24 protein-coding genes and 1 pseudogene are annotated in these 18,139 nt (G+C 64.6%); 9 read left to right on the top strand and 16 right to left on the bottom strand.

What is annotated here, in order from left to right:
- On the bottom strand, window positions 1-651 hold the full coding sequence (locus IVB40_RS14910; protein ID WP_247819191.1) for a trimeric intracellular cation channel family protein: 651 nt from the start codon (window positions 649-651) through the stop codon (window positions 1-3).
- Window positions 652-815: 164 nt separating this feature from the next.
- Here IVB40_RS14910 and IVB40_RS14905 point away from each other — a divergent pair, with 164 nt between their 5' ends.
- On the top strand, window positions 816-1,208 hold the full coding sequence (locus tag IVB40_RS14905) for a hypothetical protein (protein ID WP_027567464.1): 393 nt from the start codon (window positions 816-818) through the stop codon (window positions 1,206-1,208).
- A 58-nt stretch (window positions 1,209-1,266) separates the two neighbouring features.
- Here the strand turns inward: IVB40_RS14905 and IVB40_RS14900 are convergent, their stop codons facing one another.
- Genes IVB40_RS14900 through IVB40_RS14890 form a run of 3 tightly spaced genes read right to left on the bottom strand, consistent with a single transcriptional unit; the run spans window position 1,267 to window position 2,824 of the window.
- Window positions 1,267-2,076, bottom strand: a complete 810-nt coding sequence (locus IVB40_RS14900) for an isocitrate lyase/phosphoenolpyruvate mutase family protein (RefSeq protein WP_027567465.1) — start codon at window positions 2,074-2,076, stop codon at window positions 1,267-1,269.
- Between the two features lie 51 nt (window positions 2,077-2,127).
- The gene (locus tag IVB40_RS14895) at window positions 2,128-2,478 is read right to left on the bottom strand and encodes an antibiotic biosynthesis monooxygenase (protein WP_007603077.1); all 351 of its coding nucleotides are present in this window, start codon (window positions 2,476-2,478) and stop codon (window positions 2,128-2,130) included.
- Between the two features lie 37 nt (window positions 2,479-2,515).
- Entirely contained in the window at window positions 2,516-2,824 is a 309-nt protein-coding gene (locus IVB40_RS14890; protein ID WP_027567466.1) for an NIPSNAP family protein, read from the bottom strand.
- A 194-nt stretch (window positions 2,825-3,018) separates the two neighbouring features.
- Between IVB40_RS14890 and IVB40_RS14885 the strand changes: the two genes are divergently transcribed.
- The 3 genes from IVB40_RS14885 to IVB40_RS14875 all read left to right on the top strand — a co-directional run bounded on the left by IVB40_RS14885 (window position 3,019) and on the right by IVB40_RS14875 (window position 5,279).
- Complete coding sequence (locus tag IVB40_RS14885; protein ID WP_027567467.1) at window positions 3,019-3,717, top strand: winged helix-turn-helix domain-containing protein; 699 nt, start codon at window positions 3,019-3,021, stop codon at window positions 3,715-3,717.
- 84 nt (window positions 3,718-3,801) lie between these two features.
- Window positions 3,802-4,812 (top strand): alpha/beta hydrolase, encoded by a 1,011-nt coding sequence (locus IVB40_RS14880; RefSeq protein ID WP_247819190.1) that lies wholly within the window; start codon window positions 3,802-3,804, stop codon window positions 4,810-4,812.
- Between the two features lie 215 nt (window positions 4,813-5,027).
- Window positions 5,028-5,279 carry a hypothetical protein gene (locus IVB40_RS14875; protein WP_247410788.1) on the top strand — a complete coding sequence of 84 codons (252 nt, stop codon included), beginning with the start codon at window positions 5,028-5,030 and terminating at the stop codon, window positions 5,277-5,279.
- Window positions 5,280-5,425: 146 nt separating this feature from the next.
- On the opposite strand, the gene IVB40_RS14870 is transcribed toward IVB40_RS14875, so the two are convergent.
- Both IVB40_RS14870 and IVB40_RS14865 read right to left on the bottom strand, forming a co-directional pair.
- The gene (locus IVB40_RS14870; RefSeq protein ID WP_247287003.1) at window positions 5,426-5,704 is read right to left on the bottom strand and encodes a twin-arginine translocation signal domain-containing protein; all 279 of its coding nucleotides are present in this window, start codon (window positions 5,702-5,704) and stop codon (window positions 5,426-5,428) included.
- A gap of 137 nt (window positions 5,705-5,841) precedes the next feature.
- Entirely contained in the window at window positions 5,842-6,156 is a 315-nt protein-coding gene (locus IVB40_RS14865; protein ID WP_247287005.1) for a hypothetical protein, read from the bottom strand.
- A gap of 129 nt (window positions 6,157-6,285) precedes the next feature.
- Between IVB40_RS14865 and IVB40_RS14860 the strand changes: the two genes are divergently transcribed.
- Together IVB40_RS14860 and IVB40_RS14855 are read left to right on the top strand one after the other, a co-directional pair.
- Window positions 6,286-6,933 carry a glutathione S-transferase family protein gene (locus IVB40_RS14860; RefSeq protein ID WP_247287006.1) on the top strand — a complete coding sequence of 216 codons (648 nt, stop codon included), beginning with the start codon at window positions 6,286-6,288 and terminating at the stop codon, window positions 6,931-6,933.
- A gap of 96 nt (window positions 6,934-7,029) precedes the next feature.
- Window positions 7,030-7,182, top strand: a complete 153-nt coding sequence (locus tag IVB40_RS14855) for a hypothetical protein (RefSeq protein ID WP_018456483.1) — start codon at window positions 7,030-7,032, stop codon at window positions 7,180-7,182.
- A 10-nt stretch (window positions 7,183-7,192) separates the two neighbouring features.
- On the opposite strand, the gene IVB40_RS14850 is transcribed toward IVB40_RS14855, so the two are convergent.
- Together IVB40_RS14850 and IVB40_RS14845 are read right to left on the bottom strand one after the other, a co-directional pair.
- On the bottom strand, window positions 7,193-7,540 hold the full coding sequence (locus IVB40_RS14850; protein ID WP_027567472.1) for a hypothetical protein: 348 nt from the start codon (window positions 7,538-7,540) through the stop codon (window positions 7,193-7,195).
- A gap of 122 nt (window positions 7,541-7,662) precedes the next feature.
- The gene (locus IVB40_RS14845; protein ID WP_007603066.1) at window positions 7,663-9,195 is read right to left on the bottom strand and encodes an acyl-CoA carboxylase subunit beta; all 1,533 of its coding nucleotides are present in this window, start codon (window positions 9,193-9,195) and stop codon (window positions 7,663-7,665) included.
- A gap of 149 nt (window positions 9,196-9,344) precedes the next feature.
- Here IVB40_RS14845 and IVB40_RS14840 point away from each other — a divergent pair, with 149 nt between their 5' ends.
- The 3 genes and pseudogenes from IVB40_RS14840 to IVB40_RS14830 all read left to right on the top strand — a co-directional run bounded on the left by IVB40_RS14840 (window position 9,345) and on the right by IVB40_RS14830 (window position 11,550).
- The gene (locus IVB40_RS14840) at window positions 9,345-9,749 is read left to right on the top strand and encodes a DUF4260 domain-containing protein (RefSeq protein ID WP_027567473.1); all 405 of its coding nucleotides are present in this window, start codon (window positions 9,345-9,347) and stop codon (window positions 9,747-9,749) included.
- A gap of 140 nt (window positions 9,750-9,889) precedes the next feature.
- A complete protein-coding gene (locus IVB40_RS14835; RefSeq protein ID WP_027567474.1) occupies window positions 9,890-10,483 on the top strand; it encodes a hypothetical protein in 594 nt (197 codons plus the stop codon).
- A gap of 79 nt (window positions 10,484-10,562) precedes the next feature.
- Window positions 10,563-11,550 (top strand): annotated as a pseudogene (locus IVB40_RS14830) (dienelactone hydrolase family protein).
- Window positions 11,551-11,690: 140 nt separating this feature from the next.
- Here IVB40_RS14830 and IVB40_RS14825 read toward each other — a convergent pair.
- The 8 genes from IVB40_RS14825 to IVB40_RS14790 form a co-directional block, all read right to left on the bottom strand.
- A complete protein-coding gene (locus IVB40_RS14825) occupies window positions 11,691-12,347 on the bottom strand; it encodes a hypothetical protein (protein WP_027567476.1) in 657 nt (218 codons plus the stop codon).
- 61 nt (window positions 12,348-12,408) lie between these two features.
- Window positions 12,409-13,227 carry a penicillin-binding transpeptidase domain-containing protein gene (locus IVB40_RS14820; RefSeq protein ID WP_027567477.1) on the bottom strand — a complete coding sequence of 273 codons (819 nt, stop codon included), beginning with the start codon at window positions 13,225-13,227 and terminating at the stop codon, window positions 12,409-12,411.
- Between the two features lie 148 nt (window positions 13,228-13,375).
- Window positions 13,376-13,636, bottom strand: coding sequence for an EscU/YscU/HrcU family type III secretion system export apparatus switch protein (locus IVB40_RS14815; RefSeq protein WP_007603059.1), 261 nt, complete (start codon window positions 13,634-13,636; stop codon window positions 13,376-13,378).
- Window positions 13,633-15,231 (bottom strand): flagellar hook-length control protein FliK, encoded by a 1,599-nt coding sequence (locus IVB40_RS14810; RefSeq protein ID WP_247819189.1) that lies wholly within the window; start codon window positions 15,229-15,231, stop codon window positions 13,633-13,635. The genes IVB40_RS14815 and IVB40_RS14810 overlap by 4 nt, the downstream gene beginning before the upstream one ends.
- Window positions 15,232-15,287: 56 nt before the next feature.
- Window positions 15,288-16,082: an ATP12 family protein gene (locus IVB40_RS14805; RefSeq protein ID WP_247819188.1), complete on the bottom strand. Its 795-nt coding sequence runs from the start codon at window positions 16,080-16,082 to the stop codon at window positions 15,288-15,290.
- Between the two features lie 39 nt (window positions 16,083-16,121).
- Window positions 16,122-17,339, bottom strand: coding sequence for an RluA family pseudouridine synthase (locus IVB40_RS14800; protein ID WP_247819187.1), 1,218 nt, complete (start codon window positions 17,337-17,339; stop codon window positions 16,122-16,124).
- Window positions 17,340-17,481: 142 nt separating this feature from the next.
- Window positions 17,482-17,772: a helix-turn-helix domain-containing protein gene (locus tag IVB40_RS14795; RefSeq protein WP_247819186.1), complete on the bottom strand. Its 291-nt coding sequence runs from the start codon at window positions 17,770-17,772 to the stop codon at window positions 17,482-17,484.
- On the bottom strand, window positions 17,772-18,119 hold the full coding sequence (locus IVB40_RS14790) for a type II toxin-antitoxin system RelE/ParE family toxin (protein ID WP_247287017.1): 348 nt from the start codon (window positions 18,117-18,119) through the stop codon (window positions 17,772-17,774). Before IVB40_RS14790 ends, IVB40_RS14795 begins: the two co-directional genes overlap by 1 nt.
- Window positions 18,120-18,139: the final 20 nt, after the last annotated feature.

Raw genomic sequence — 18,139 nt, 5'->3', positions numbered from 1 at the left:
TCAAGGCTCCCGCTCCTCCTCCTCCGTGAACACGAATTTCGGCATTTCCCATTTGTAGCGCACCGCCAGCAGGCGAAAGCTGATGCCGAGGACGAACGTCAAAATGGTCCAGAGCTCGGCGTTCAGCTTGAGACCGAACGCGGTGGCATAGAACAATCCCGTCACCACCGAGACGCTGGCATAGAGTTCGGAGCGGAACAGCAGCGGCACGTCGTTGCAGAGCACGTCGCGCAACACGCCGCCGGCGCAACCGGTCACCATGCCGGAGACGATGACGATCGGCAGCGTGGCGTCCATCTGCCAGGCGATGTCGCAGCCGGTCATGGTGAATACGACGAGGCCGATGGCATCGAGCACGATGAAGGCCAGTTTCAGCCGGTGCACCAGCCGCGCCATCAGGATGGTGAGGAAGGCAGCGCCTCCGGCCAGTGCGAGGTAGATGGGGTTCTGCACCCAGGCCAGCGGATAATGCCCCAGGAAGAGATCGCGCAAAGTGCCGCCGCCGAGCGCCGTGATGCAGCCGAGGAAGCAGACGCCGAGCCAATCCATGCTGCGGCGGCCGGCTGCGAGCGCAGCGGTCATGCCTTGCGCCGCGACCGCAACCAGCGACAACAGATGCAGCACGCTATCGCTCGGCGGCGAGCTCCACATCGCTTTGTTCCCTTCCGTCAGCGGAGCTTACGCTTCAGGTTCCCCAGCGAACAGGTTCCCGATTCCCGCCGCGGGCGCAACATGCGACGAAAGCATTAAGAGGGGCGGAACAGAATCTCGCATCCACGGGTTGTCCCGCCGCAATAATCGAGGAGAACCAATCGATGGCTGACGACCGTTTTATCAACGATCCGTACCGCCCGAATCTCGCCGATGATGAGTATCGCAATGCGGCGCGACGGGATGCCCAGCTTCAGGTCGACCCGGAGCTTGGCGAAGGCCCCGCCTCCAGCGGCAAAGTAGCCCTGTTCGCAGTGGCAATCGCCTTGGTGCTGGGTGCCGTATTCTACGGCCTGAACAACACCGGCACCAGCAACCAGGCCAGCACCACGCCGGCGACGCAGACCGCTCAGCAGGCACCGGCCACCAATCCGGCCGCACCTCCCGGCATGCGCGACGTGACGCCGCGCACCAACACCGGGCCGGGCGTGACCACGGGCGCCGCACCGAGCAAGCCGGCCCCGGATACGCCGGCACCGGCTGACGGCGCGAAGTAACGAATTGCAACAATATGCGACAGCGGCGGGATTCAGATCCCGCCGCTTTCGTTTGTCTTTAGCCGAACATCTTGTTGAGCTCGCCGCCGGGATAGCCGCTGCCGAGCTCGGTAAAGGTCCCCTTCTCCGCCATTTCCTTCGCGGCCCGCATGAAGCCGCCCCAGGCGGCGCGAGCGAGTGAACCGCCGACGCTGATCCGGCGCACGCCAAGATCGGCAGCTTCCTGCAATGACAGCCCGGAGCCGCCGATCAACAGGTTGAACGGTTTGGGTGCGACAGCCTTCACCACCGCGGCGATGTCCTCGCGGCTCTTGAGGCCCGGCGCGTAAAGGCAATCGGCGCCGGCATCGGCGTAAGCGGTGAGCCGGTCGATGACGAGCTTGAGGTCGGTCACGCCCCACAGATAGGCCTCGCAGCGGCCGACCAGGAGCACGCCGCTATCGCCGATCGCCTTGCGCGACGCCTTGATGCGCTCGACTGCGAGCGCGCGCTCGTAGATCGGCTTGTCCTTGTCGCCGGTGGAATCCTCGATCGACAGGCCGGCAACGCCGGTGCGCACACAGCGCTCGACATTGTCCGCGACCTTGTCCGGCTCGACCGCAAAGCCGCCCTCGAAATCCGCGTTCACCGGGATATCGACGGACGAGCTCAATGCCGCCAGATGCTGACAGACGTCCTCGACGGAGACGTGGTTGTCGGCCTTGCCGATGGTCCAGGCAAAGCCCGCACTCGACGACGCGAGTGCCTTGAAACCGAGATGCTGCAACGCTTTCGCGCTGCCGACGTCGACCGGATTGGGCAGGCTGAAGCAGCCGCTCTCGTGCAGCTTCCTGAAGGTCGCGCGCTTGTCAGCAGTTGTCACGTGCATGTTTCTCTCCCTTGTTGGCCGCGCAGAGATGGGGACGTGCCGCCGCGCGCGCTAGTGCGCGTCGTGCACCGCGCGGCTGTCCTTTGGCGCCTGCTCGCGATCATTCATGCTGTAGTCGCGGATGACGCTGGCGATACGCAAGTGATAATCGGCGAAGATTTTTGCGCGGCCCTTGGCCTGGGTGCGGCGGTGCTCCATCGTGTTGCGCCAGGCCTGCACGGCCGCCTCGTCCCGCCAGAACGACACCGACAAGATCTTGCCCTTGTCGGTCAGGCTCTCGAAACGCTCGACCGAGATGAAGCCGTCGATGGTTTGCAGGATCGGCTTGAGGTCGGCCGCGAGGTCGAAATAATCCTGGCGGTGTTCCGGCTTCGGCCAGACCTCGAAGATCACGGCGATCATGGGCATCTCTCCTGTCGTTGATGGCCTACGATACCACTTACAAAACCACTTGGCGCAGAAACGTGCGCTCTTCCGCGAGGATGAATTTGTGCTCCTCGGCGAAGTGGAAGTTCGCCATGCCTTCCGTATCCTGACGCAGCCGGGCGCGATAGGCCTCATACGCAGCCAGACTCTCGAAGGTGATCAGCGCAAACGCGATATTGTTGGTGCCCTCGTACGGCATGAAATAGCCGATCAGATCGCCGCCGCATTTCGGGATGATGGTGAGCCAGCGCTTCGAATACTCCTCAAACTGCGCGCGCTTGAACGGATCGAGCTGGTAGCGGATGAAGACGGTGATGGACATGATGGGCTCCTCTGGTTCCACACCGTCATTGCGAGCGCAGCGAAGCGATCCAGGAATCCCTCTGCAGAGGCAGCCTGGATTGTTTCGTCGCCAGTGCAAAATTGCTTCGCAATTTTATCACGGGCTCCTCGCAATGACGAGCAACCCCACGCTACACGCTTGCCCCACCGCAATGCTTCGGCTACCATCGAAGCATGAAATCAGGTCCAGACATCGCCATGATCGCTTCGCTCGTCGGCGATCCCGCACGCGCCAACATGCTCACGGCGCTGATGAACGGCCGCGCGCTCACCGCGAGCGAGCTGGCGCAGGAGGCCGGCATCACACCGCAGACCGCGAGCTCGCATCTTTCCAAGCTCGAGGCCGGCGGCCTGATCGAGCCGGAGAAGCAAGGCCGCCATCGCTATTACCGCCTCACCGACGACGACGTCGCCGGTGTGCTGGAGGGCCTTGCGGGCCTCGCCGCGCGGACGGGCCATATGCGCGTGCGCACCGGGCCGAAGGATCCGGCGCTGCGGCGGGCCCGGATCTGCTACGACCATCTCGCCGGCGATCTCGGCGTGCAGATGCTCGACACCCTGCGCGCGCAAAACCTTGTCAGGCAGAAGAAGCAGGAGATCGAGCTGACGGCGGAGGGCGAGCGCTTCCTGGCGAAGCATTTGCAGATCTCGCCCGACATGCTCGCCCATCCGCGCCGCCCCGTGTGCAAGGCCTGCCTCGACTGGAGCGAGCGGCGCCATCATCTCGCCGGCACGCTCGGCGCCGCCATGATGCAGCGTTTCGCCGAGCTGAAATGGGCCGCCCGCGACGCCACGCCCGGCAGCCGCGTGGTGAATTTTACGCGCACCGGCGAGAAGCAGTTCGCCGCGTTGTTCGGTGACGGGCGGGACTAAACACAACTCCGTGTGAACGACGTCTCTCGCTTGACCCGGCCATCCACGTGTTTATGGCCACGATTGTCACACACAGAGATCCCCATGATCCGCCTCCTTCCGACCGCGCTCGTCGCCGCCCTCATCGCCTCTCCGCTCACCTCCACCCACGCCGCCGACACCGCCCCGCGCGAACCTTACGGCGTCGCGCTCGAAGGCTTTGCCTATCCCTATCCCGTGCACCTGCTGCCTGTTGTCAATGACGGCGAGCAGCTCAGCATGGCCTATATGGATGTGCCGCCTGCGCAGCCGAACGGCCGCACCGTGGTGCTGCTGCACGGGCGCAACTTCCCGTCGAGCTACTGGGCGCCTGTTATCAAGATGCTGAGCGAGGCCGGCTTCCGCGTCGTGGTGCCGGACCAGATCGGCTTCGGCAAATCCTCCAAGCCGGCGGGCGAATTGCATTTCGACAATCTGGCGCGCAACACCATCGCACTGCTCGATCACCTCAAGATCGGCAAGGCCGAGATCGTCGCGCATTCGCTCGGCGGCATGCTGGGCGTCCGCATCGCCCGCGCCTATCCCGACCGCGTCGCCCACCTTGTTCTGACGGCCCCGATCGGGCTGGAAGACTACCGCCTCTATGTACCGCCGACGCCGACCGAGAAGATCATCGAGACCGAGGACAAGCTCACGGCTGATGGCTATCGCAAGCAGCTCCAGACCAATTATGCCATCAAGCTGCCGCCGGACGCGATCACGCCGTTCATCGACGCCCGCTTCAACATCAAGGGCAGCCCTGATTATTCGCGCTGGCTGCGCGCCTTCGTCAATTCCGGCCAGATGATCTATCGCGAGCCGGTGGCGCACGAGATCGCACTGATCACCGAGCCGACGCTGTTCATTATGGGCGCCGACGACCACAACGCACCGGGCCGACCGAACGCGCCCGAGGCGCTGCGCGCGAAAATGGGAGAGAACGCCGAGCTGGCGAAGGCACTCGCCGCGAAGATGCCGAATGCGCGAGCCGAGGTGATCCCGGACACCGGCCATCTCGTCTTCCTGGAGGCGCCTGAGAAGTACAAGGATCTGGTGCTGGGTTTTCTCGGCCGGTAGCGTCATTGCTGTCGTCCGGAGCCGCGTGCGGGGAATGTTCATGCCGCATTCAGGTCATGATTGGCAGATTTGGCTGGCGTCGTTTCGGCATGTTGCGATTTTAACGTGTCGAATCGTGTCTTTTGATTCATGGTGCGCCGAAAGCGCCAAGCCCTCCTAGAACCTGCCCCAATCCTGCCCCCAAAACCTACCCCAAGGACGAGAAGGAAGATCAAATGAAATACCTGTTTGCCGCCGTGATGCTTGCCAGCGCGGTCGTTGGTTTCAGCGAGGCGGCCAGCGCCGCCGGCGGTTGCGGCCCCGGCTGGTATCGCGGCGCCTATGGCGGCTGCCGCCCGATGCGCGGTCCGGTCGTTGTCCGCCCGGGTCCGATCGTGGTTGCGCCAGCCCCTGTCGTGGTCGTGCCGCGCGCGCGCATGTGCCCCTACGGCTTCCGCTGGTACGCCGGCCGCTGCCGTCCGTTCTGATCTCGTTTTTCGCATTGCGAAATGGCCGCGCGGCGAAAGCCTGCGCGGCCATTTTCTTTTTGAGCGCTGACGTCGCACCGGGATGTTTCGAATCAGAACGGGGACCGCGATCGCGGTCCCCGTTCAAGCCTCGCTTAGCGCGACGCTTACCAATGGCGGCGGTGCCAGCGTCGGCGATGCCAGCCCCAGTGACGGCGGCGCCAACCCCAATGACGGTGGTGGCCGTGCCAGTGCACCTGCTCCGGCTTCAACTGCGCGGCTTCATCGCTGCTCGTGACTGCGGGATGAGCGTCGGGATTGCCTTGCGGCTTGCTGGGATCACCGAGCGGCTGCGGCGCCAGCGGCGCGGCCTGTGCGGCGGTCGTGAACGCCGCAGCTCCGGCCGCGACACCGATTGCAAATTTCAAAAAGTTCCGGCGCTCCATGACTTCTTTCCTCTTGGATGGTCGTGCCAGTGATGCGGAGGCGAGTGTCGCGGTGATGACATGAACCGAAGCTGAATCGCGCGTTCAGCTTCGTTGCGCAGGTGACAGGAGAACTCGCAGCGCAGTAGCCGGGTGCTCTATTTCCCGAACTCCTGCGCCAGCACCAGCAACTCGCGCGTGCGCGTCACGTCGGGCCAATCGCGGTTGAAATCAGCCACCAGTTGCGTCAGCGCATCGCCCTTCAGCATGGCCTGCAGCGCAGCCTCGCTCTCGAACTGATACATCGCCTGATGCAGGGAGGGATCGTCGAGGCTCCAGAACCGCCAGGCCTTGCTCACACCGAAGGCCTTCATCGCGTCGGGCAGATGTTCCGTCTCGTACCATCTGTCGAAGGCGGCCCGCGTGCCGGCATCGGTGACGGTGGCGCGGACGACGAAGAAGGCTGACGGCATCGGATTTCCTCCTGTTGTTTGGAATGAGACTAGCCGATGACGTCGACGACGACAAAAAAAGGACGGCACCGGTGTCGGAACGCGCATCGCTCGCCCGTCCTATGCCCGAACAGCAGACGGAGACACCACATGCCCAACCTCACGCTCACCACCTTCGACTGGGTTCCCCCGCCCCCGCGCGGTTTCGTGCGCGACCTTCGGGTGCGCTGGGCGCTCGAAGAGGCCGCATTGCCCTATCGCGTCGCGAGCGCGCCGTTCGACGGGCGCGGCGCCGAGCATCTTGCGCACCAGCCGTTCGGGCAGGTGCCGTGGCTGACCGACGGCGATCTCTCGATCTTCGAGAGCGGCGCGATCCTGCTGCATCTCGGCGGCCTCAGCGCGAAGCTGATGCCATCAGATCCGCGCGGCCGCAACGAGGTCACGGAATGGCTGTTCGCCGCGCTCAACTCGGTGGAGATGGCGAGCCTGCCCTGGACGATGTCAAAGTTCATGGGCCATCCGAGCGATACGGCCGCGTGGAAATTCGTCGACGACTTCCTAAAACTCCGCCTCAAGCACATGGAGGCGGTGCTGGCCAACCGCGAATGGCTGGCAGGCACGTTCTCCGTCGCCGACATCCTGATGTCGGACGTGCTGCGCGTCGTCGATCAGTTCGATGGGCTCGCGGACAGTCCCGCCTGCCGCGCCTACGTCGCGCGCGCCACCGCCCGCCCGGCCTTCGCCAAGGCCCACGCAGACCAGATGGCGCATTTCGCTGCGGCGGACGCGACCCGCTGACGCCGCACCCGCGTGAGGTGTGACGTGCCTCACATAATGAATCCGGCGATGGCCGTAGGGTCACGGCCATCAAATCAACCCTGCGGAAGGTGACACATGGCCCGCATCGCATATCTCAGAGACCAGCTTGCCCGCGCCGAACGGCTGGCAAAGGCGATCCTCGACCGGCAAACCGCGGAGCAGCTTCAGGCGTTCGCAGCCGAATGCCGCGAGGAGCTGCAGGTGCTGTCGCGCAGGGCTGCGGCGTAAGGCTGCTCGGTTACACGAGCTTCATCGGCGTATCGGCGACCACGCGAAGGTCGATGCGGCTGATCAGTTGAGACCGAAGCGCCTCCGCATCACCGATCGCGCTCTCCGTCTGCCGCAACGTGCTGACGTTCGAGCCAAGCGAGACAATTCCGCCGAGCACCAGAGCGATCGAGCCGAGCGCGGCGGTCTGGCCCATCCCGAGCAAGCCGAGGATCGTGATCAGCAACAGCGCAGCGCCGCCGCCGATGGCGAGCTTTGATGCCAGGATGTACTTCCGGCATCGCTCGGCGATCTCGGCCAAAGCCTCGATACGCGCTTCGATGTCGGATATCTCGTCGGTCGGATCGCTGTCGGTCATTGGATTTGGATCGAGGATGCCAACTCAGAAACAGAATCGGTAGCCCGCATGAGCGAAGCGACATGCGGGACTTGGATAGAAAACCCGGATGTCGCTACGCTCATCCGGGCTACGCCTCGCGCTCACAACGGCAAATTGTCGTGCTTCTTCGCCGGCGTTTCCACCTTCTTGTCTTTCAGCATCGACAGCGCCCGCGCGATGCGCTTGCGGGTCGAGTGCGGCATGATGACGTCGTCGATGTAGCCGCGCTCGGCGGCGATGAAGGGGGAGAGGAAGCGGTCTTCGTATTCCTTGGTGCGCGCGGCGATCTTGTCGGGGTCGCCGATGTCGGCGCGGAAGATGATTTCGACCGCGCCCTTGGCGCCCATCACCGCGATCTGGGCGGTCGGCCAGGCATAGTTCATGTCGGCACCGATCTCCTTGGAGGCCATGACGTCGAAGGCGCCGCCATAGGCCTTGCGGGTGATGATGGTGACCAGCGGCACTGTGCACTGCGAGTACGCGAACAAGAGCTTGGCGCCATGCTTGATCAGGCCGCCATATTCCTGCGCGGTGCCCGGCAGGAAGCCCGGCACGTCGACGAAGGTGACGATCGGGATGTTGAAGGCATCGCAGAAGCGGACGAAGCGCGCCGCCTTCCGAGAAGCGTCGCTGTCGAGCACGCCGGCGAGCACCATCGGCTGGTTGGCGACGAAGCCGACGGTGCGGCCGGCGATGCGGCCGAAGCCGGTGACGATGTTCTTGGCAAAGGCGTCCGCGATCTCGAAGAAGTCGCCCTCGTCCACGACCTTCAGGATCAGCTCCTTCATGTCGTAGGGCTTGTTCGGATTGTCGGGGATCAGCGTGTCGAGCGACATGTCGACCCGGCCGATGTCGTCGAAACTCGGCCATTCCGGCACGCCGTCCGTGTTGTTGGATGGCAGGAAGTCGATCAGGCGCCGCATCTGCAACAGCGTCTCGACGTCGTTCTCGAAGGCGCCGTCGGCGATCGAGGAGCGCGTGGCGTGCACCGAGGCGCCGCCGAGCTCTTCCGCCGTGACGACCTCGTTGGTGACGGTCTTCACCACGTCCGGGCCGGTGACAAACATGTAGCTGGTGTTCTTCACCATGAAGATGAAGTCGGTCATCGCCGGCGAATAGACGTCGCCGCCGGCGCAGGGGCCCATGATGACGGAGATCTGCGGGATCACGCCGGAGGCAAGCACGTTGCGACGGAACACGTAGGAATAGCCGGCGAGCGCCGCGACGCCCTCCTGGATGCGGGCGCCACCGGCGTCATAAAGGCCGATGATGGGCGCCCGCGCCTTCATCGCCATGTCCTGGAGCTTTGTGATCTTCAGCGCGTGCGTTTCCGACAGCGATCCGCCGAACACGGTGAAGTCCTTGGCGAAGACAAACGTCTTGCGGCCGTTGACGGTGCCCCAGCCGGTGACGACGCCGTCGCCGGGCACCTTGTTCTTCTCCATGCCGAACTCGGTGGAGCGGTGCTCGACGAACATGTCGAATTCCTCGAACGATCCCTTGTCGAGCAAGAGTTCGATGCGCTCGCGCGCGGTCAGCTTGCCGCGGGCGTGCTGCGCCTCGATGCGCTTCTCGCCGCCGCCGAGCTTTGCGCCGGCGCGACGGTCTTCAAGGGCGTCCAGGATATTCTTCATTTGCTCCCGCCAGTTCTTAGCCTAAATGCGATTGCCGGGGGTTCTAACACGGCATTTTGCGGGCCGGGAAGCGGCTTTCGGTCCCGCAGGGCTGCCTTGCCGCAGCGGGAAAGCGCAAGGAATTTCAAAGTTTTGCCTGGGAGACGAGCATGACCGAAGGAGCGGCCGAGACCGGCGCGGCGACGGGCGGCGTCAACATCCTGCTGCGGCTGGAGGGCCTGACCCTGTTTGTGGGGATGGTGATGCTCTACTGGGCCTGGGACGGCTCATGGCTGGTGTTCGCACTGCTGTTCTTCGTCCCCGATCTCAGCTTCCTGGCATACCTGTCGGACGCCAAACTCGGCGCGATGGTCTACAACGCCGCCCACAGCTACATGGCGCCGGTCGCGCTGCTGACGCTCGGCTTCGGCCTCGCCTCGCCGCTCACCCTGTCCATCGCCTTGATCTGGCTCGCCCATATCGGCATCGACCGGGCGCTGGGCTATGGCCTGAAATATTCGGCCGGGTTCGGCTTCACCCATCTCGGCCGGATCGGCCGGCAGAAGGATACCTGACGCAGTTGCAAATCTGGCCCTGCCCGGTTGACCGGGCGCGGCGATTCAGGCTTGCTCCAGGCTTGCGATCAGGCGCCGAATGTTGCGTGAGCTCAGTCGGTACGGCGGCGGTCATCATTTCCGGCTGCAAGCATCACCTCATGTCCGCGACGGTCGTTCCACTGCCGCCGAACCCATCGTCCGAAACCACCGACTTCCTGCGCCGCATGGCCAGCATGGTGTCGGGGCGGAACGGCGAGATGCTGTTGCGCGCGGCCGCGCTGATCGAGTCGCTGACGCAACGGGCGATGTCGGCGGAACGCCTCTATCACCGGGAGCACGAAGAGAACACGCGCAACCGCGAGCTGCGCGAGGCCGGTGAGATGGCGTCCGACGCCGTGGTCAAGCAAATTGACGCGCTGCGCAGCCAGCTTGCCGAGGTCACCGCGGCCGCGGCGGCCGAGCGCGCAACATTCGATGCCGAGCGCGGCAACCTGCTCGGCCTGATGCAGCAGGCCGAGAGCCATATCGGCCAGCTCACAAGCGAGCTGGAGACGCTGCACGCCTCGGTCGACAGCTTCAACGAGACCGCAATCTCCGTGCCGATCGAGGTGCTGCGGCTGGCGCGCACCCAGTTCGATTTCCTCTCCGCCGGCTTTGCCCGCAAGGGCGACGTCATCTCGCAGGCGATGAGCGAGATTGGCGGTTTTGCGATCGACCAGGCGCTGACGGTGAAGAAGGCCGATCCCGCCTGAGGCGAACCGCCGGCTTGCGTCAATTTGACAGCGCGCAGGCCTGTTGTTCTACTCACTGAAAATCACGGGGGAGGATCCGATGCCGACGGCATTCCGCGTCGCCATGGCGCTCTGCATTTCAACGCTGTTCGTCGGCATGGGCGCCAACGCACAATCGCTTCCCAGGGAAGTCGCCACCCGCGCCCCCGATCCCCTCGCTCACCCTCTCCGACCAGCAGTTCCTCAGCGGTGATGCCGCGGCCGGAAAGCCGGTGACGGTCGCCGGCGAACTGCGCGTCGCGCAAGGCAGCGGAAAGCTCCCCGTCGTGGTGCTGATGCACGGCTCGAGCGGCGTCGGCGCCACGACCGAGGCCTGGGTGCACGCGTTCAACGCCATGGGCATCTCGACTTTCGTGATCGACGGCTTTACCGGCCGCGGGCTGACGGTGGTGGGGCCGAACCAGGCCCTGCTCGGCAGGCTCAACCTCGTCATCGACATCTACCGCTCGCTGGAGATCCTCGCAAAACATCCCCGCGTCGATCCTGATCGCATCGTGCTGATGGGCTTCTCACGCGGCGGACAGGCGACGCTCTATGCGAGCCTCAACCGCTTCCACAAGCTCTGGAACAAGTCCGGCATCCAGTTCGCCGCCTACATTCCCTTCTATCCCGACTGCTCCACGACCTATCAGAACGACACGGACATCGCCGCGCGCCCGATCCGCATTTTCCACGGCACGCCCGACGACTACAATCCCGTCAAGAGCTGCAAGGCTTTCGTCGAGCGACTCAAGACGGCCGGCCGCGACGTGGTGCTGACCGAATACCCGGACAGCGCGCACGGCTTCGACAGTGGGCTGCTCGGCGTCGGTACCGTCGCCGTGTCCGCGGGTGCGCAGACGGTGCGCAACTGCCAGATCCGCGAAGGCGACGGCGGCGTGCTGATGAACGCCGATACGAAAGCGCCGTTCACCTACCAGGACGCTTGCGTCGAGCTCAATCCGCATGTCGGCGGCAATCCAGCCACTGCCGCCGAGTCGCGCAAGGCCGTGGAGGAGTTTTTGCAGGCGCTGTTCAAGCTGGGGTAGCGCTGGGAAGCAGCTCGGCCTTGGGAGCCGGCGTCGGCGCCACATACTCCGTCATTTCGAGCGAAGCGAAGCAATCCAGAATCTCGACGCGGAGGCAATCTGGATTGCGTCGTCGCAAGGGCTCCTCGCAATGACGGAGGCTACGGCTCGCCCGGCTTGAACGGCTCCTGCTTGTCCGGCGGCACGGTCTCCTCCGCCATTGCCAGCAGCATCGCGACCATCACGTAATTGCCGGCGACTGCGGTGAGGTCGACAATCTGCTGGTCGTTGAAGACCTTCTTCGCGCGCGCATAGGTTTCGTCGCCGATCTTCTTCGTCGTGGTGAGCTCGGTGACGAAGTCGTACACGACGGCCTCGTCCTCGGCCATGTTCGCAGGCCGCTTATTCGCCTTGAGCTCCGCGATGATCTCGGGCGACAGACCCGCCTTCGCCGCGAGCGGCGCATGGGCGTACCACTCCACCTGGGAACGCCATTGCCGCCCGATGATCAGGATCGCGAACTCGTTGAGTTTTGTCGGGACCGAGGTCTCCCAGCGCAGATAGTGGAACAGGTCGAACAGGCGCTGGCCGAGCACCGGGCTGCGGATCATCGGATTGTAGGGACCGCCGATGCCGACGCTCGAGACCTTCATGATCTGCTCGCCGAGCGGTTTCTGCTTGGCGTCGAGCTGGTCCATGGTGAGCTGCGGAAAGCGCGGCTCCTTGCTGGTGGCGGGCGCTGCAAACATCGTGGCGGCGAGCCAGCCGCCCGCCGCGGCGAGTGTGAGCGACGACAGCCAGAGTGGCGTTGAGTTCATGTTGTCCTCCCGGTTTTTCTTGACCGGGGGATGCTAGTCGAGCAACACCAGCGTGATAGCGCTAGATCGCGCCGATCTCGGCAAGGCAGGCTTGCGTCAGGGGCATGCGCTCGCCGACCAGACGCGGCTCCTTGCAGTCCATATTGAGCGCGAACACGGTGTGCGCTTCGCCCTTCTCGGCCCAGCCCACCATCCAGCCCAGCGACGGCTCGCCGCGCTCGGCGCCAAGCAGCCCGGACTTGGCGCGAATGACGCTATCGCCGACCTTGGTCACCGGCAGGATGTCAGCGACAAGATCCTGACTGCGCTTCGAAATCGGCAGCGCGCGGCGGCGCAGCCTGTCGACGAAATCGACCTGCTCGACCGGATCGATGCGCAAGGCGCCGGTGAGCCAGAACTGGTCGATGCCGCCGCCGATGTCGCGATTGCCGTAGTCGAACAGATCGACATACTTCTGCATGCGCTCTTGTCCGATCCGGCGTGCGATCTCCTGATAGACCGGCACCGCGCTGACGAGAATCGCGCTGCGCAGCGTGTGGTCCTTGTTCCAGGCCTCGATCGGACGCTTCACGCCATCCCAAGGAAATACGTCCTTGTCGGGGTCAGTGACGACGCCAGTTTCGAGCGCGATCAGCGAGTTCGGAATCTTGAAGGTCGAAGCCGGCAGCTTCGCCTCGCCCGAACGCTCCTTGTCGCTGGCGACGACCAGATAGTCCTCGACCTTGTAGCCGACAAATGTCCCGGCCGTGCCGAGGTCGGTGAAGCGCTTTGCGAGGCTGTCACGGATCTCGTTGCGCGGCGGCGCGACATGGGCGAATGCACGCGCTGGCAAAGCGGCAGCTGCGGCGAGAAGGCCGAGGGTGGAACGGCGGGTGAGCACTGGCGATGTCCGTTACGCGATAGAGTTGGCCGCGACCATGCAGCCGCTATCGTGGTGAAACGATGACAGGTTATTTCTCGAGCATGATCTCTTCGGAAAACCGCTGCACACTTTGCGCTAACGCGGCCCTTCGGGTCCGGATCATACTCTACCGCCTGCCCGACAGCCGCAGCACGAACACCAGCACTTCGGCGACGGCCTTGTAGAGGTCGGGCGGGATCTCCTCGCCGAGCTCGACCTTGGAGAGCGCGCCGGCCAGGATCTCGTTCTCCTCGATCGGGATGTCGTTGGCCTTGGCGATCTCGACGATTTTTTCGCCGATGGTGCCCTTGCCCTTGGCGACGACGACCGGCGCGTTGCTGCCCTTCTCGTAATGGAGCGCAATCGCAAGCTTCGACGGATCGCTCATGTGGCGCGATCCAGGAAGTGGCCGGCGCGGGCCGGAGTGGGCTGCGGCGGGGTGCCATCGCGGACCAGGATGTCGCCGGGCTTGAGCTCGGCCCTGGTCAGTGCCTGGTTGAGCTCGCCGATTCCGGCGCGAAGCTGCTGTGCGGTCGTCGGCCGCTCCGCCCACATCCGCACGAAGGTCTTGTCACCGTTCAGCGTAATCAAAGCGTGCACGGGGCCGGCTGGCTCGACATTGAGTGTAAAGCGCGCACGCCAGGCGCGCCTGGCGGGATCGGCGGATTCATTGCCGCCGTCGCGCGAGATCTCGAACTGCGCCATTGCAGTGCCCTGCGGCGTTGCGAACGGAATCTCGAAATTCCACTGCGGCACAGTCGGATCGATCCTATGACCGCTGGCGTCGGTGCGATCGGGGAGCGAAGCGACCTGGAGCAAGGTCTGCCGCGCGAGGGCGGCATCGGTGTCGTCGAGCAGGCGATGCACGGTCGCAGAGAGTGGTGTGTCCGGTACGAGTGACGGCGAGGCAATCGATTGCGGCGACGGCAATGCGCCGCGAACCGGCGGTGGCGTTGCGCGCGCCGCGGCTTCAAAAACATGTCCGTCGGGCACGGCCTTGTTCGAGCCCGGCAAATTACCCGTCATGCGCGGCAGATCTTGCGTGATCTCTTGCAGGAGGCTCGCGGCAAGGCCTGCGGTCATGGTCCGCGGCATCGCGGCCTGCGGCGCGCCGCCAGCGGCGTCCGCCAACACAGAGGCTGCGAGATTGGCGCTACGCGGCGGTTGGGCGATCCCGGGTTCGGTTGACGGCGTTGCGGCCTGTGCAGCCTGCGTCTGCGCGGCAGCGACCTGCGGTGTCGCCACGGTGCCAACTGGAAGGGCGGCACCTTGCGCCTGTGGCGCGGTGGCCTCGAGCGTCGTCAGCGTCTGGCGCAGCACCAGCAGCGCGGCTTTCAAATCCGGCATCGTTCCGGAGGACGGAGTCGCGCCTGCGGCGAGCGAGGCTTCGAGGAGCAGCCCGGACTTCTGGAAAGCGGACTCGATGTCGCCGCCTTCGAGTCCGGTGTTGAGCGGCGTCTGCTGCGCCAGCACGCCCAGCATCGCCTGCTTCAGCCCCGCCGGAAGATCGCTGCCGGTGACGACCGCGGCCAGATTGGCGAACAGCGGCGCCTGGCTGCCTTGCTTCGTCACGGCCTCGGCCGAGGCTTCTGTGACGGCGACCTGCTCGGTCGGTGTGAGGGCATTGCGGGCCGCGCCCACTGACGGCACTAGCGGCGGGCTGTCCACCAGCGAGGCCGCAGCCGGCGTCAACGTGACCTGATCGGCGGCCGCCTCGCCTGCCCCGCCCATGACGGCGAGCCGGATGGTGCCGCCGTTCTGCGACACCGCAAGCTGGAGATTTTGGCCTGGTGTCAGCGCCACCTCTGACATCACATCCATCGAGAGGTTGGCGATCGCGATCCGCACCAGATTATCGGCGAGCACGCTGACCACTCGCGCGTCGACCACGCTGCCGGCCTGCAGCACAAGATCGGGCGTCGCCGCGTCAGCAACGGGGCTGGCGGCACTGACGGGAAGAATCGAGCTTATCGGCGTCGGCATCGTAGGGGCCCGGGGAACGCTGGCCCCACCCTAAGGCCGCCCTCGTAAACCTCTCGTTAAGGACCTTTGGCCGCAGGCGGCTTCACAGCGGCCAAAACCGCCACGGCAGCCTCGAAATCCCGCAGGCGGGCGGCGCGGCGGCCGGCGGCTTCCTCGTCCACGCCCCATTTCTCGGCGTTCCAGTCCTCATCGACATAGGCTGCCGCCCAGACCTGGTCGGCGTCGCGCACGCCATGGGCCAGCGCCAGCGCCAGCAGCGCCGAGCCGGTCAGGGTGGTGATCACGTGGAGGGCGGCGACCGACCAGGCGTCCCCTGGCAGCGCCGCACGCGCGGCCTGGAGCGCCTCATCCGGCTGCCTCACATGCATGATGCCTTCGGACAGGATGAAGTGCGCCCCCAGCGTCTCCGCGGCCCAGAACAGCACGGGATCCCAATGCGCGGCTTCGCGGGCGACAAGCCCCTCGGGATGGCCGGCGCGATAGAACAGCAGATCGGACTGAAGATACTTTGCGAGGTCGTCGCTGACGAGATCGACGCGGTCGACGACGCCCTCGACCACGCTGTTGGCGATCCGCGTCAGCGGCATGGTCATGGGCTTGATCGTCTCGTCCTGATCTGCCCACTCCGCAGCCACTGCGTCGGCCAGCGCGCGCGAAGGGATGATCACGTGGCGGCCGGACGGCGTGCGGATCGCCTTGCCGTCGAGCATGATGGCAAAACCGCCCTCAGCCTCGGCCACCCTCACCTCCTTGTAGAAGCGCTTGCGCAACGGCACGCGCGCGGCCTGGCGGACCAATTCCTGCGGATCAAGCGGGGATCGCCCCGCAGCTTCATCAAACAATTCGCGCATCTCGTTCCGGTCCCTGCCCTTCCCCTGCCGCCCTTTCAACTACTCTTCAGGCGCATTCTCGATCGGATCAAATCTCGTTGCATCGAGTCCGAGCAGGTTCCACGACTGCTGCATGTGCTGCGGCAGCGGCGCGGTGGCATCGATGAAGCCCCCGCGCGGATGCGGGATGACGATACGGCGCGCGAGCAGATGCAGCCGGTTTTGCAGGCCGCCCGGCAATTGCCAGTTCTCGATGTTGAAATATTTGGGATCGCCGACGATGGGGTGGCCGATATGTTCCATGTGGGCGCGCAGCTGGTGGGTGCGCCCGGTCACCGGCTTCAGCGACACCCAAGTCAGCTTGTTGCCGGCGGTCTCGACCACCGCATAGTAGGTCACCGCGTGGCTTGCGCCCTCATCGCCATGCTGGGCGATGCGCATGATGGTGTCGTCCTCGCTCTCCTCTTTCGCGAGGAAGGTCGAGATGCGGCCCTGCTTCGGCTTCGGTAGGCCCGGCACCAGCGCCCAATAGGTTTTTCGCGCCGACCGCGAACGGAACGCACCGGTGAGATGCGAGGCGGCAAAGCGGGTCTTGGCGACCAGGAGACAGCCCGACGTCTCCCTGTCGATGCGGTGCACGAGGCGCGGCTTCTGGCCCTTGGAATCGCGCATCACCTCCAGCATCTGGTCGATGTGTCGCGTCATGCCCGAGCCGCCCTGCACGGCCAGTCCGGCCGGCTTGTTCAGCACGAGAACGTCGTCATCCTCGTAGATCGTCATCTCCTTCAGCGCGGCAAGCGTCTTTTGCGCCGCCTCTGACTGCGGGTTGGGTGCCTTCGGCGTGTCGAGCTTCAGCGGCGGAATCCGGACGCTCTGGCCCTCCTCCAGGCGGTCCTTGCTGTCGACGCGCTTGCCGTCGACGCGCAGCTCGCCTTTACGAACGACGCGCTGGATGTGGGAGAACGACAGGCCGGGAAAGTGGGCTTCAAGGAAGCGATCGACGCGCATGTTGTTCTCGTCGGCCGTCACCTTGACGGTCTGCACCTTGGTCGGCAGCAATGCCTCGACGGGAGGCTTTGCCGGCGCAGCCTTTTCCGGTTCGGCTTTGGGCGCGCGCCGCTCGACGCGCTCACTCGCGAAGCGCGGCGGCTTCGTGCCCGGCTTGCCGCCCGGCCGCAGCCCAGCAGGTTTCGCGCTGCGCGCCTTGAACGGGCGCGCCTCCTTGCGCTCATCGCGCTCGCGAGGTTTTGGGTTCATTCTCTTGATGCGGCGGCTCATGCGGTTTTTCCAAACGTTCGTGTCGACCGTGTATCGGCGCGCCGGTGCAGTGACGCGACTTCCGCGCCAATCTGCTTCTCCGCCAGCCGCAGGTCATCTCGCTGTTGCAGGTTCATCAAGACGGCGCCTGGCACGAGCGAAGTCATACCAACTCGACTCGTAGTGTACGGCCAACCGCACTTGCGGCGCGCTGCAGTGTATCCAGCGTCACCGAGGGGGTCGCGGGATCAAGGAGCCGATCGAGCTGACGACGACTGGTCTTCATGCGTTCGGCCATCGCCGTCTTCGTGATTCCCTGCGTCTTCATCGCCTCCGTCAATTGCTCAGCGATGAGCTCCTTGAGAGCACGCTCCTCACAAGTCCCAAGTATACCTTGCTCGGTAAGAAACTCGTCGAACGTTTCTTTGCTCACGTGCGATTTGCTTTTCGTCATCACGTCACCTCTCGCCTGCGCTTTAGCGCAAGGTCAATATCCTGCTTTGGCGCCTTCTGCGTTTTCTTGATAAAGCCGTGAAGCAGGATCATCTGACCGTCTTCCAGACAGAAGATCACTCGCGCAATCCGGTTGCTACCGAGATCGCTTCGAACTTCCCACAATCCCTCCCCTAGCGGGGCGCAATGCGGGCGTCCGATCGGCCAACCGAATTCGACTTTCTGAATATCCTTCCCGACAGTTCGTCGATCTTCAGAAGGCAAATCCAATATCCACTCGCGAACAGGATTCCGACCTGTCGAGCTAACGTAGAATCTCGCTGGAAGCTTCTTCGTGCGATCGATCATTCGGCTGCGAATGTGTGTCA

Origin of the sequence: Bradyrhizobium sp. 40 (genome assembly GCF_023100925.1) — a bacterium.
In the GTDB taxonomy this organism is placed as follows: Bacteria; Pseudomonadota; Alphaproteobacteria; order Rhizobiales; family Xanthobacteraceae; genus Bradyrhizobium.
This window is presented reverse-complemented; position numbering and strand designations above follow the sequence as displayed.

Coding starts and splice junctions, on each gene's coding strand:
- IVB40_RS14835 (WP_027567474.1), top strand. CDS start 9,890: ATGTCCGCGACGGTCGTTCCACTGCCGCCGAACCCATCGTCCGAAACC.
- IVB40_RS14900 (WP_027567465.1), bottom strand. CDS start 2,076: ATGCACGTGACAACTGCTGACAAGCGCGCGACCTTCAGGAAGCTGCAC.
- IVB40_RS14795 (WP_247819186.1), bottom strand. CDS start 17,772: ATGACGAAAAGCAAATCGCACGTGAGCAAAGAAACGTTCGACGAGTTT.
- IVB40_RS14815 (WP_007603059.1), bottom strand. CDS start 13,636: ATGAGCGATCCGTCGAAGCTTGCGATTGCGCTCCATTACGAGAAGGGC.
- IVB40_RS14825 (WP_027567476.1), bottom strand. CDS start 12,347: ATGAACTCAACGCCACTCTGGCTGTCGTCGCTCACACTCGCCGCGGCG.
- IVB40_RS14910 (WP_247819191.1), bottom strand. CDS start 651: ATGTGGAGCTCGCCGCCGAGCGATAGCGTGCTGCATCTGTTGTCGCTG.
- IVB40_RS14865 (WP_247287005.1), bottom strand. CDS start 6,156: ATGCCGTCAGCCTTCTTCGTCGTCCGCGCCACCGTCACCGATGCCGGC.
- IVB40_RS14800 (WP_247819187.1), bottom strand. CDS start 17,339: ATGAGCCGCCGCATCAAGAGAATGAACCCAAAACCTCGCGAGCGCGAT.
- IVB40_RS14805 (WP_247819188.1), bottom strand. CDS start 16,082: ATGCGCGAATTGTTTGATGAAGCTGCGGGGCGATCCCCGCTTGATCCG.
- IVB40_RS14895 (WP_007603077.1), bottom strand. CDS start 2,478: ATGATCGCCGTGATCTTCGAGGTCTGGCCGAAGCCGGAACACCGCCAG.
- IVB40_RS14885 (WP_027567467.1), top strand. CDS start 3,019: ATGAAATCAGGTCCAGACATCGCCATGATCGCTTCGCTCGTCGGCGAT.
- IVB40_RS14870 (WP_247287003.1), bottom strand. CDS start 5,704: ATGGAGCGCCGGAACTTTTTGAAATTTGCAATCGGTGTCGCGGCCGGA.
- IVB40_RS14905 (WP_027567464.1), top strand. CDS start 816: ATGGCTGACGACCGTTTTATCAACGATCCGTACCGCCCGAATCTCGCC.
- IVB40_RS14810 (WP_247819189.1), bottom strand. CDS start 15,231: ATGCCGACGCCGATAAGCTCGATTCTTCCCGTCAGTGCCGCCAGCCCC.
- IVB40_RS14860 (WP_247287006.1), top strand. CDS start 6,286: ATGCCCAACCTCACGCTCACCACCTTCGACTGGGTTCCCCCGCCCCCG.
- IVB40_RS14855 (WP_018456483.1), top strand. CDS start 7,030: ATGGCCCGCATCGCATATCTCAGAGACCAGCTTGCCCGCGCCGAACGG.
- IVB40_RS14890 (WP_027567466.1), bottom strand. CDS start 2,824: ATGTCCATCACCGTCTTCATCCGCTACCAGCTCGATCCGTTCAAGCGC.
- IVB40_RS14840 (WP_027567473.1), top strand. CDS start 9,345: ATGACCGAAGGAGCGGCCGAGACCGGCGCGGCGACGGGCGGCGTCAAC.
- IVB40_RS14845 (WP_007603066.1), bottom strand. CDS start 9,195: ATGAAGAATATCCTGGACGCCCTTGAAGACCGTCGCGCCGGCGCAAAG.
- IVB40_RS14880 (WP_247819190.1), top strand. CDS start 3,802: ATGATCCGCCTCCTTCCGACCGCGCTCGTCGCCGCCCTCATCGCCTCT.
- IVB40_RS14790 (WP_247287017.1), bottom strand. CDS start 18,119: ATGATCGATCGCACGAAGAAGCTTCCAGCGAGATTCTACGTTAGCTCG.
- IVB40_RS14850 (WP_027567472.1), bottom strand. CDS start 7,540: ATGACCGACAGCGATCCGACCGACGAGATATCCGACATCGAAGCGCGT.
- IVB40_RS14875 (WP_247410788.1), top strand. CDS start 5,028: ATGAAATACCTGTTTGCCGCCGTGATGCTTGCCAGCGCGGTCGTTGGT.